9 protein-coding genes and 1 tRNA gene are annotated in these 11,283 nt (G+C 72.7%); 1 reads left to right on the forward strand and 9 read right to left on the reverse strand.

Going from position 1 to position 11,283, the window contains the following annotated elements; all coding sequences use genetic code 11:
- From ACFWA9_RS35395 to ACFWA9_RS35425, 7 genes are all read right to left on the reverse strand, one after another.
- Nucleotides 1-433 (reverse strand): Rho termination factor N-terminal domain-containing protein (locus tag ACFWA9_RS35395; RefSeq protein ID WP_380392988.1); only part of this gene is annotated, 433 nt, incomplete at its 3' end.
- Between the two features lie 604 nt (nucleotides 434-1,037).
- Nucleotides 1,038-1,973, reverse strand: a complete 936-nt coding sequence (thrB, locus tag ACFWA9_RS35400; RefSeq protein WP_352289361.1) for a homoserine kinase — start codon at nucleotides 1,971-1,973, stop codon at nucleotides 1,038-1,040.
- A gap of 619 nt (nucleotides 1,974-2,592) precedes the next feature.
- A complete protein-coding gene (gene thrC, locus ACFWA9_RS35405; protein ID WP_352289358.1) occupies nucleotides 2,593-3,681 on the reverse strand; it encodes a threonine synthase in 1,089 nt (362 codons plus the stop codon).
- 8 nt (nucleotides 3,682-3,689) lie between these two features.
- Entirely contained in the window at nucleotides 3,690-4,982 is a 1,293-nt protein-coding gene (locus ACFWA9_RS35410) for a homoserine dehydrogenase (protein WP_329489602.1), read from the reverse strand.
- Between the two features lie 136 nt (nucleotides 4,983-5,118).
- Entirely contained in the window at nucleotides 5,119-6,510 is a 1,392-nt protein-coding gene (lysA, locus tag ACFWA9_RS35415; protein ID WP_329489601.1) for a diaminopimelate decarboxylase, read from the reverse strand.
- A gap of 87 nt (nucleotides 6,511-6,597) precedes the next feature.
- Nucleotides 6,598-8,259: an arginine--tRNA ligase gene (gene argS, locus ACFWA9_RS35420; RefSeq protein WP_352289355.1), complete on the reverse strand. Its 1,662-nt coding sequence runs from the start codon at nucleotides 8,257-8,259 to the stop codon at nucleotides 6,598-6,600.
- A gap of 73 nt (nucleotides 8,260-8,332) precedes the next feature.
- Nucleotides 8,333-8,752, reverse strand: a complete 420-nt coding sequence (locus tag ACFWA9_RS35425) for a response regulator (protein WP_359803315.1) — start codon at nucleotides 8,750-8,752, stop codon at nucleotides 8,333-8,335.
- A 176-nt stretch (nucleotides 8,753-8,928) separates the two neighbouring features.
- On the opposite strand from ACFWA9_RS35425, the gene ACFWA9_RS35430 reads away from it, so the two are divergent.
- Nucleotides 8,929-9,000 (forward strand) — tRNA-Arg (locus ACFWA9_RS35430).
- Nucleotides 9,001-9,145: 145 nt separating this feature from the next.
- On the opposite strand, the gene ACFWA9_RS35435 is transcribed toward ACFWA9_RS35430, so the two are convergent.
- Nucleotides 9,146-9,991, reverse strand: coding sequence for an LppX_LprAFG lipoprotein (locus ACFWA9_RS35435; protein ID WP_380392994.1), 846 nt, complete (start codon nucleotides 9,989-9,991; stop codon nucleotides 9,146-9,148).
- Nucleotides 9,992-10,077: 86 nt separating this feature from the next.
- Nucleotides 10,078-11,076: a trypsin-like serine peptidase gene (locus tag ACFWA9_RS35440; protein WP_380392997.1), complete on the reverse strand. Its 999-nt coding sequence runs from the start codon at nucleotides 11,074-11,076 to the stop codon at nucleotides 10,078-10,080.
- Between the last annotated feature and the right edge of the window lie 207 nt (nucleotides 11,077-11,283).

The following is an 11,283-nucleotide window of genomic DNA, read 5'->3' on the forward strand; positions in this document are numbered from 1 at the left end:
GCTCGGCGCGGGCCGGCGCGGCGGTCTCGGCGGCGGCCTGGACCGGGATGTCGATCTGGGCCTGCTCGTCGGCGGCCGGGGCCTCGGCCTGGGCGGCCTTGGTCCGGCGGGCGGGCTTCTCCGCCGGCTCGGCGGAGCCGGCCTTGGCGGCGGTGCGCTTGGCGGCCGGAGCGGCGGCGGGAGCGGCACCGGCGGCGAGCAGCGGGTCCCCGCCGCTCTTCTCCTTGATGGCCTCGATCAGCTGGCTCTTGCGCAGGCGTCCCGTGCCGCTGATACCGAGCGTCGAGGCGAGCTTCTGCAGCTCGGCCAGGACGAGGCCGTCCAGGCCCGCGGCAGCGGTGCGACGGCGCCGGGCCGGGGCCGCGGGGGCGGCGGCTGCGTCCGACGCCTCGGCGTCCGGGCGCGCGCCCATCAGATCGGTGGTGTCGCTCACTAAGGGTCCTTCCCTGGAGCGGACGTCGGCCTGTCTGGCTCGGCGACCGGTTGTGCTGTCCTGACCAACGCTCGACTGCGTCGGTCCGAGGCGGTGATCCCCCGGATGGCGGGTAGCCAGTCGGAGGAGAGCTGCGAGGTGCGGTGCGTGATGCACGGTGGTGCTGATTGGCGCGGTGGGACGGTCGCATGCCGACCCTCCCCCAGCCGGCCATGGCCGGGTGGTACCCCCACGCTGCCTGCGAATCCCGGGCCCCCGTCGCGTGACGGTGGCCCGCGCTCCGCCCGTCCTTGCCTCAAGGTGGGAGGCCGCGGGTGGGAGTCAGGTGCCGTCACGGCTTCGGGATGCGGCCGCAAGTCGCGCAGGCAGGCTGCGTACGCGCTGCGGTGGGCTCCCGGAGAATCGTCGCCCCGTACATCGCCGGGACTCCGCCTGGGCGGAGTGCTGGGATCGGGACGCGGCGCACCGAGCCCCGGAGGGCACCTGGTGCAGCAATGAGGTTAACACTACCGACCCCCTCAGACATTCCCCAGCCTTGCGCTTGCCAATCGTGTCCGGACGGTCCGGCCCGGACACGGCCGGATCCGGGCCGCCGGACCGGTGCTCAGCCGTCGAGCGGGAGCACCGAGGCCCCGGCCCGGTCGAGCTCCAGACGGTGTGCGGCGAACACCGCACCGCCCTGACCTGCGTCCTCGGCGAAGGCCAGCACCTTGTCGGCGCCCGCCTCGTCGGTGAGCGCGAGTACGGTCGGGCCGGCGCCGGAGATCACCGCGGGGATGCCCTCCGCGCGCAGCGCGCCCACCAGGGCGGCGCTGTCCGGCATCGCGGAGGCCCGGTAGTCCTGGTGCAGCCGGTCCTCGGTCGCGGCGAGCAGCAGCTCGGGCCGGCGGGTCAGCGCCTCGACCAGCAGCGCGGCACGGCCGGCGTTGACGGCGGCGTCGGCCAGCGGGACGGTCCGGGGCAGCAGACCGCGGGCGGTCTCGGTGAGCACCTCGGTCGCCGGGACGAAGACCACCGGGACGACCCGGTCGGACGGCTCCAGGGTGACGGCCTTGGCCGACTCCTCGTCCGTCCAGGCCACCGTGAAGTTGCCGCGCAGGCAGGCCGCGACGTTGTCGGGGTGGCCCTCCAGCTCGGAGGCGAGGGCCAGCAGCGCGTCGTCGTCCAGCGCGGACGGGCCGCCGATGGTGACGGCACGGGCGGCCACGATGCCGGCGCAGATCGCGGCGGAGGAGGAGCCCAGGCCACGGCCGTGCGGTATCCGGTTGGCGCAGACCACTTCGAGGCCGCGCGGCTGGCCGCCGAGCCGGTCGAAGGCGGCGCGCATCGCGCGCACCACCAGGTGGCGCTCGTCCCGGGCGAGCGTCTCGGCGCCCTCACCGGCGATGTCGACGGTGAGCCCGGAGTCGGCGACCCGGACGACCACGTCGTCGTACAGACCCAGCGCGAGTCCGAAGGCGTCGAAGCCCGGGCCGAGATTGGCGCTGGTCGCGGGAACCCGGACCCGGACGGCGGCGGCACGGAACGCAGGACCGGCCATGCGGTGGACTCTCCTGGGGAAATCGGGCGGCGCGAAGCGCGTCGGTGCGAGGGTGGGAGGGGGCCGCGGGCCCCGATCGGGGTGGGCGGTCACAGCCGTCGTCGCGACCCCTGGAGGGGTCGGACCCGGGGCATGTGCCACACGGCCGAACCCAGAGTATCGAAGAGAGGTTCCACAGTGGTACACCCCGTGGGCCTTCGATCTGGTGTGTTGCCGTTTCTGGCCGGAATACGTGCCGGAATGGCACCGGATTACGTGGCTGAATTGACACAAAAGTGTCAGCCGAGAACGGCTGTGGGCCGCCCCCCGAAAGGGGGGGTCGGCCCACAGTGTGTTCGCCCGCTCGCCTCCGGGGCGCTCGACCCGGTGCCGACGGTCGTCGCTCCAACACCCCTCGTTCCTCGGGGTGTCCTCGCTCCTCCCTTTCGGCACCGGCGCGCCCCTTCGGCTCGGGGCGGGGTCGGCTCGGGGCGGGGTCGGCTCGGGGTGTCCTCGCTTCTCCCGCCCCTACGGCGTCGCCGTGCCCCCTCGGCTCAAGGCGGGTTCGGCTCGGGGCGGATCCTGGTCCGGGGGCGGTGATTCGGCCAGGTCAGGCGGGTTCCGGTCAGGCGGGTTCCGGTCAGTCGAGCAGGCCGAGGCGCTGGGCGGCGGCCTCGGGGTCGATCGGGACGATCTGCGGCTGCGGCGCGCCGGCCACCGCCCAGTCCGGGTCCTTGAGGCCGTTGCCGGTCACCGTGCAGACGATCCGCTGGCCCGGGTCGACCAGCCCGGCCTCCGCCTTGGCCAGCAGGCCGGCCACCGAGGCGGCCGAGGCGGGCTCCACGAAGACACCCTCCTGCGCGGCCAACAGCCGGTAGGCGGAGAGGATCTGACGGTCCGTCACCTTGTCGATGAGCCCGCCCGACTCGTCCCGCGCGGCGAGCGCGTAGTCCCAGGAGGCGGGGTTGCCGATCCGGATCGCGGTGGCGATGGTCTGCGGCTTGAGCACCGGGGCACCGTCCACGATCGGGGCCGAACCGGAGGCCTGGAAGCCCCACATGCGCGGCGTCCGGGTGGACAGTCCATCGGCGGCGTACTCGCGGTAGCCCTTCCAGTACGCGGTGATGTTGCCCGCGTTGCCAACCGGGAGCACGTGGAGGTCCGGCGCGTCGCCGAGCATGTCCACGATCTCGAAGGCGGCGGTCTTCTGGCCCTCGATCCGCACCGGGTTCACCGAGTTGACCAGCGCCACCGGGTACTTCTCGGACAGTTCACGCGCAAGGGTGAGGCAGTCGTCGAAGTTCCCGTCCACCTGAAGGATCTTGGCGCCGTGGACCAGTGCCTGGCCCATCTTGCCGAGCGCGATCTTGCCCTGCGGCACCAGCACCGCCGACACCATCCCGGCACGCACCGCGTAGGCGGCGGCGGAGGCCGAGGTGTTGCCGGTGGAGGCGCAGATGACGGCCTGGGCGCCGTCCTCCTTGGCCTTGGAGATGGCCATCGTCATACCGCGGTCCTTGAAGGACCCGGTGGGGTTGGCACCCTCGACCTTGAGGTAGACCTCGCAGCCGGTGCGCTCGGAGAGCACCTGGGCGGGCACCAGCGGCGTGCCGCCCTCCAGCAGGGTGACCACGGGCGTGGTGTCGCTGACCGGCAGGCGGTCACGGTACTCCTCGATCAGCCCGCGCCACTGGTGGGTGTGCGCGCCTCTGGCGATCACGGCGTTCATGGCTCTTCCTACTCCCCTTCGACCCGCATGATGCTGGCCACGTCCCGCACGCTGTCCAGCGCGCGGAGCTTGTCGACCGTCGCCGACAGGGCGGCGTCGGTGGCACGGTGGGTGACCACGACGAGCGAGGCGTCGCCGTCGCGGCCCTGCTGGCGCACGGTGTCGATGGAGACCCCGTGCTCGGCGAAGACGGACGCCACCTGGGCGAGCACGCCCGCGCGGTCGTCCACATCGAGACTGACGTGGTACCGGGTGACGACCTCGTCCATCGGCTTGGCCGGCAGCCGGGTGTACACCGAGTCGCCGGGGCCGGTGGCGCCGGCGAGCTTGTTGCGGCAGACCGCGACGAGGTCGCCGAGGACCGCCGAGGCGGTCGGCGCGCCGCCCGCGCCCGGGCCGTAGAACATCAGCCGGCCGGCCGCCTCGGCCTCCACGAACACCGCGTTGTACGCCTCGCGGACCGAGGCCAGCGGGTGCGTGAGCGGGATCATCGCGGGGTGGACCCGCGCGGTGACGGACGCGCCGTCGGCCGCCCGCTCGCAGATCGCCAGCAGCTTGACGACGCAGCCCATCTGCTTGGCGGAGGCGATGTCGGCGGCGGTCACCTCGGTCAGGCCCTCGCGGTAGACGTCCGCCGCGGTGACCTTGGTGTGGAACGCGATGCCGGCCAGGATCGCGGCCTTGGCGGCCGCGTCGAAGCCCTCCACGTCGGCCGTCGGGTCCGCCTCGGCGTAACCGAGCGCGGTGGCCTCCTCCAGCGCCTCCGAGTAGCCCGCGCCGGTGCTGTCCATCTTGTCGAGGATGAAGTTGGTGGTGCCGTTGACGATCCCGAGCACCCGGTTGACCTTGTCCCCGGCCAGGGACTCGCGCAGCGGGCGGATCAGCGGGATCGCGCCGGCCACCGCGGCCTCGTAGTACAGGTCCACCCCGGCCTCGGCGGCCGCGGCGTGCAGCTCGGTGCCGTCCTTGGCGAGCAGCGCCTTGTTGGCGCTGACCACCGAGGCGCCGTTGCGGAACGCCGACAGGAGGAGGTGTTTGGAGGGCTCGATGCCACCCACCACCTCGATCACCACATCGATGTCGCCCCGGTTGACCAGGGCCTCGGCATCCGTCGTGATCAGGTGCTCCGGCACACCCGGGCGCACCCGCCCGGCCCGGCGGACCGCGATGCCGGCGAGCTCGACCGGCGCGCCGATGCGCGCGGCGAGGTCGGCGGCGTCCGTCGTCATGATGCGCGCCACCTCGGAGCCCACCACACCACAGCCCAGCAACGCCACCTTCAGCGGCCGCGTACGCATCATCCGACTCCGCTCTGCATTCTTCGTGCTTCGGTTTCCGGCGGTATTTCGGGGATCCGCCGGATCTTCGGTCTGTACCAGTCTCCGGGACTTTCCGTACGGATCTACGGTCGTTCCATGATCTGAGACAAGAATTTCGTCATCCGATATCGAGACGCAGGAGATCCTCCTCCGTCTCGCGCCGGACGATCACCCGGGCCGCACCGTCCTTGACGGCCAGCACGGGAGGCTTCAGGGCGTGGTTGTAGTTGCTCGCCATCGAGCGGCAGTAGGCACCGGTGGCGGGCACCGCGATCAGGTCGCCCGGGGCCAGGTCGGCCGGCAGGAAGGCGTCCCGGACGACGATGTCGCCGGACTCGCAGTGCTTGCCGACCACCCGGACCAGCATCGGCTCGGCGGCGCTGGCGCGCGACACCAGGGCCACCGAGTACTCGGCGTCGTAGAGCGCGGTGCGGATGTTGTCCGACATGCCGCCGTCCACGCTGACGTAGGTGCGCAGACCCTCCAGCGGCTTGATCGTGCCGACCTCGTACAGCGTGAAGGCGGTCGGGCCGACGATCGCGCGGCCGGGCTCGACGGAGAGCCGGGGGGCGCTCAGGTTCGCGGCGGCGCACTCGCGGCGGACGATGTCGGCCAGCGCGGCGGCGATCTCGGCCGGCTCGCGCGGGTCGTCCTCGCTGGTGTACGCGATGCCGAGGCCGCCGCCGAGGTCGATCTCGGGCAGCTCGACGCCGTGTTCGTCGCGGATCTCGGCGAGCAGGCCGACCACCCGGCGGGCGGCGACCTCGAAGCCGGCCGTGTCGAAGATCTGCGAGCCGATGTGCGAGTGGATGCCGCGCAGCTCCAGGCCGGGGTGGCCGAGCACCCGGCGGACCGCCTCGGCCGCCGCGCCCCCGTTCAGCGAGAGCCCGAACTTCTGGTCCTCGTGGGCGGTGGCGATGAACTCGTGGGTGTGCGCCTCGACGCCGACCGTGACTCGGATCAGCACCGGCTGGCGCACGCCCTGCCGGCCGGCGATCGCGGCCAGCCGCTCGATCTCCTCGTAGGAGTCGAGCACGATGTGGCCGACGCCGGTCTTCACCGCGTGTTCGAGCTCGTCCACCGACTTGTTGTTGCCGTGCAGCGCGATCCGCTCCGGCGGCATCCCGGCGGCCAGCGCCACGGCCAGTTCGCCGACGCTGCACACGTCGAGGTTGAGGCCCTCTTCGTGGAGCCAGCGCACGACCGCCTTGGAGAGGAAGGCCTTGCCCGCGTAGTAGACGTCCGCGCCGGTGCCGAAGGCCTCGCGCCAGGCGCGGGCCCGGGTCCGGAAGTCGTCCTCGTCCATGACGTAGGCCGGGGTGCCGAACTCGGCGGCGAGCCGCTTGACGTCGAGGCCGCCGACGGTGACCACGCCGTCCGCACCGCGGGCGACGGTCTTCGACCAGACCTTGGGGTCGAGCGCGTTCAGGTCGCTCGGCGGCGCCTGGTAGTGGCCCTCGGTCAGCACGTCGCCGTGCCGGGGGCCTGCGGGGTGTGCGGAGCGGCTCATCTCTGCTTACTTCCTTGGCTTATGGCGAGGGGCGGCGACGGTCCTCGTTGACCGTCCGCCGCCCCCGCTGTGCGCTTGGGGGTGGTCCTACATCCGCTCGGGCGCCGTCACGCCCAGGAGCGTGAGGCCGTTGGCCATGACCGTGCGGGTGGCCTCGACCAGCCACAGCCGGGCCCGGTGCGTGTCGTTGAGCTCTTCGTCGCCCTTGGGCAGGAACATGCAGTTCTCGTACAGGCGGTGGTACTTGCCCGCGAGGTCCTCCAGGTAGCGCGCGACCCGGTGCGGCTCGCGCAGCTCGCCGGCCGTGGCCAGGATCCGCGGGAACTCGCCGAGGGCGCCGAGGACGTCGTTCTCCCACTGCGTGGCGAGCAGCTCGGGTTTGAAGTCCCCGGCCGGGCCCTTGTCGACGCCGAGCTCCGCGGCCTTGCGGGCGACGCCGCACATCCGGGTGTGCGCGTACTGGACGTAGTAGACCGGGTTCTCGTTGGTCTGGCTGGTCAGCACGTTGATGTCGAGCGTGATCGTGGAGTCGGTGGAGGAGCGCGCCAGGGTGTACCGGGCGGCGTCCACGCCGATCCAGTCGACCACGTCGTCGATGGTGATGATGTTGCCGGCCCGCTTGGACATGCGGACCTCTTCGCCGTCGCGAAGCATCTTCACGAACTGGCCGATCTTGACCTCGATGTTGCGGTCCATGTCGTCGCCCGCGCAGGCCGAGATGGCCTTGAGGCGGTTGACGTAGCCGTGGTGGTCCGCGCCCAGCATGTAGACGGAGACCTCGGAGCCGCGGTCGCGCTTGGAGAGGTAGTAGGCGGCGTCGGCGGCGAAGTAGGTGGTCTCGCCGTCGGCCTTGACCAGGACGCGGTCCTTGTCGTCGCCGAAGTCGGTGGTGCGCAGCCAGATCGCGCCGTCCCGGTCGAAGACGTGGCCCTGCTCGCGCAGCCGCTCGATGGCCTTCTCGACGGCGCCGGAGTCGTGCAGCGACTTCTCCGAGAACCAGACGTCGAAGTGGGTGCCGAACTCCTCCATCGAGCGCTGGATCTCGGCGACCATGAGCTTGAGGCCCTCGGTGCGGAACACCTCCAGCTGCTCGCCCTCGGGCAGGTCCAGCACGCCGGGGACGCCGTCCACGATCGCCTTGGCGATGTCGACGATGTACTCGCCGACGTAGCCGTCGGCCGGCACGGGCTGCCCGTTGGCGGCGGCCTTCAGCGAGCCGGCGAACTTGGAGATCTGCACGCCGGCGTCGTTCAGGTAGTACTCGGTGGTGACGTCGGCGCCGGTGGCCCGCAGCACCCGGGCGAGCGAGTCGCCGACGGCGGCCCAGCGGACGCCGCCGATGTGGATCGGGCCGGTCGGGTTGGCGGAGACGAACTCCAGGTTGATCTTCAGGCCCTTGAGCGCCTCGTTGCGGCCGTAGGACTCGCCCGCCTCGACGATGCTCCGCGCCAGCGCGCCCTGGGTGGCGGCGTCGAGCGTGATGTTCAGGAAGCCCGGCCCGGCGATGTCGACCTTGGCGACCCCGGGCAGTTCACGCAGACGGGCGGCCACCAGGTCGGCCACGGCTCGCGGCGGCCGACCGGCCGACTTCGCGAGCTGGAGGGCCACGTTCGTCGCGTAGTCGCCGTGGTCCCTGTTCTTGGGTCGCTCGACCGTCACGTGCTCGGGCACGGCGACGGCCAGCTCGCCCGCCTCGACGGCGGCGCTCACTGCGGCCTGGACTGCCTGGGAAAGCTCTGCGGGGGTCACGACGCCAAGCGTAGGCGAGACGGGGTACCCGCTCGCCACCCGGTTTGCCGGTTGAGACGCCCGCGCGCCGTGCTCAGCCGCGATCCGTGCGCTCTGTTCGCTCAGGGCGAAACCCGTCCGGCCTCGCCGCCCGCGCCATCAGCCGCCACACCAGCGCCACCAGATCGGCGGGGTCGAAGGGCTTGCCCAGGTAGCCGTCCACCCCGACCGCCTCCCCGAGATCGAGGTCGGCCGGCGTGCAGGCGCTGACGATCGCGATCGGCAGCCCGCTGGTCACCGGCGCCGCCCGCAGCCGGGCCGCCGTCCGCAGGCCGTCCAGCCGCGGCATCACGACGTCCAGCGTCACCACGTCCGGCCGCACCCGGCGGACCACCTCCAGGCACTCGGCGCCGTCGGCGGCGGTCACCACCTCGAAGCCTTCCAGTTCCAGGTTGACCCTGATCAGCTGACGGATCACCTCGCTGTCGTCCACCACGAGGACCCGCCCGGACACTCCCGACACCTCACCGAGGGTATCGGCGCGCCCGCCGCCCCGTCCGGCCTTTCCGGACTTCCGCTCCCCCTCCGCTCCCCGCCGCCGGGCCGGTGGTGGAAACCCGTGCACGGACCACGCCCCGGGCCTGGTAATGTTCTCCACGTCGAAGCGAACGCGACGACAACACCAAGCAGGCCCCCGTAGCTCAGGGGATAGAGCACCGCCCTCCGGAGGCGGGTGCGCAGGTTCGAATCCTGCCGGGGGCACTTCGCGAGAAGTGCAACAGAGGCCCAGATCAGTGGAGTTCATCCACGGATCTGGGCCTTCGTCATGTCGGCGGCGGGGCGGGCGGCATGACCGGGGCCGCCGCCCGGGAAGGACGGCGGCCCTGGCGCTCCGGGCGGCTCGCGGTCAGCCGGCCACCGGGGCGGCGAAGGTCTCGGCCGGGCCGAAGTCGGAGAAGGTGACCTTGTTGACCGCCTTCACGCCCTTCATCTCGACCTGCTGCTCGGCGTAGCGGGTGCGGCCCGCGCGGTCGATCCACTGGTCGAAGTCGAAGCCGGTGGTGCCCTTCGCCTTCAGCGACTTGTACGTCCGCGGGTCGACGGTGCTCAGCTGTTCGGTGCTGATGTGGCCGGTGAGGTGGTAGACGGCGACGCCGTCACGCGTCTCCATGCCCTTGCGCGCACCGGGGCCGGTGGCCAGCAGCAGCTTGGCGTAGTCGGTGTAGTCGACGACCGCGTTGTCGGTGGAGCGCGGCATCTTGGCCCACTCGTCACCCGGCGTGGACAGGTCGCGCAGGTAGCTGGCGTCGGCCGTCGTCAGGCTCTCGATCCAGAGGATCGGCTCGGCGACACCGGGCGCGGTGGTGCGCATCTCCATCCGGCCGGTCCAGACGCCGTTGAGGTTGCTGCGGCCCTTCATGGTCGACAGCGCCACCCCGCCACTCTCGGTGATCATGACCACCGAGACCGCGTAGGGCGACTTGTCGGCCGCCGCCAAGGCCTGCTCGGGGTCGAAGGCACCCTCGGCGGCCGGGCTCGCGGACGCGGTGGCGGCCGAATTCGCGGGCCCCGGGGCGGTGGTGGCCGGCGAGGAGGCGGTGGCCGTCGGGGAGGCCGTCGGGGAGGCAGAGGCCGCGGCGGAGGTCGGGGCCGGCTGGGCGGCCGACCCGGTGTCGTCGTTGCACCCCGCCACGGTGGCGAGGGCCAGGGCCGTCGCCGCGATCGTCAGGGCGGTGGTGCGGGAGGTGGTCACGGTTGGGGCTCTCCGGGTGTGTCGGTTTCGTCGACGGAGAGTGTTTCATGTGAAGAACGCCGTTCGAACCGCTGTCCGGGCCGGGCTCAGGAGGCCGCGTCCACCGCCTCCTCGTAGAGGGCCGCCACGGTGTGGTCGAAGGCGGCGCTGTAGGAGGTGTCGGGGCTGTCGCCGCCCTCCCGGTAGCCGCCGATGACGCCGACCACATGGCCGGTGGCGGTGCTGATCCACGGGCCGCCGCTGGTGCCGCCGGGGTAGCCGGGGCAGTCGACGACGCGCTGGTAGGTGCTCTGGCGGCCGGTGGTGTTGCCGCACAGGAGCGCCGCCTCGGTGCCGCTCGGGTACCCGTAGAGGCGGACGGTGACGCCGAAGGGCTCGTCGGTGCCGAGCTGGTTGGCGCCGACCACGTCCTCGATCCGGCGGCCGCCGTCGGACGCGGTCTCCAGGACGGCGAAGTCCTCGTCCTGGTCGCCGTCCCGCGACCAGCCGGTGGTGGTGTGGATCGCGGTGACCCGCCAGGTGCCGTAGGGGGCGGCGCCGTCGCGGTAGCCGGGGACGAAGGTGACGCCGGCGGCACTGTCGAGGCAGTGGGCGGCGGTGATCAGCAGGTTCCTCGTGGTGCTGTGCAGCACGCTGGCGGTGCAGAAGTGGTCGCCCGCCGTGACCTTGCCGCTGAACAGGGCTCCCACGGTGGCGGATTCGGGCGTGGCCGGGGCCACCGCGGTGGTGCCGAGCGGGCCCGGGACGGTGACGGCGGTGGCCGGGTCGGTGGGCGCCTCGGCGGCGGCCTGGTCGGTGGTGGCCTCGCCGGCGGCCCCGTCCGTGGGCGCCCCGGTGGCGGCCGGGGCCGCTGCGTCCGGCGCCGCGTCCGGCGCCGAGGCAGAGGACGAGGGCGCGGGCGAGGGCGAGGGGGACGACGTGGCGGCCGCCGGGGCGGTCACCGTCGGGCTGCCCGCCGCCGTCACCTCCGAGGTCACGCTGTGCGCGCCCGTGACGACGGCCGCCACGGTGAGCACCGAGAGCAGGGTGAGGAGGGTGGGGGCCAGAAGCCGGCGTCGGGGCTGAAGGCGACGGTGCTGGCCCATGCCTGGTCCTCCTGACCTGGATGTCGGTGCGCGTACCGTCCGACTATGGCCCAGGGAGCTGGGAGGGCTGTGATGTCCGGCTGGGAGCCGGATGAGAAATCCTCCGCCCGGCGGCCCGGGGCCGGTCGGTCCCGGGGCGTCACCCCGGGGTCCGGCGCCCCCCGGCACGGCGGCGCCTCCCCGCTCCCGGGGTGGCCGGGAGCGGGG

This window comes from Kitasatospora sp. NPDC059973, assembly GCF_042737525.1.
Classification (GTDB): domain Bacteria; phylum Actinomycetota; class Actinomycetes; order Streptomycetales; family Streptomycetaceae; genus Kitasatospora.

Coding starts and splice junctions, on each gene's coding strand:
- ACFWA9_RS35440 (WP_380392997.1), bottom strand. CDS start 11,076: ATGGGCCAGCACCGTCGCCTTCAGCCCCGACGCCGGCTTCTGGCCCCC.
- thrB (WP_352289361.1), bottom strand. CDS start 1,973: ATGGCCGGTCCTGCGTTCCGTGCCGCCGCCGTCCGGGTCCGGGTTCCC.
- ACFWA9_RS35410 (WP_329489602.1), bottom strand. CDS start 4,982: ATGATGCGTACGCGGCCGCTGAAGGTGGCGTTGCTGGGCTGTGGTGTG.
- thrC (WP_352289358.1), bottom strand. CDS start 3,681: ATGAACGCCGTGATCGCCAGAGGCGCGCACACCCACCAGTGGCGCGGG.
- lysA (WP_329489601.1), bottom strand. CDS start 6,510: ATGAGCCGCTCCGCACACCCCGCAGGCCCCCGGCACGGCGACGTGCTG.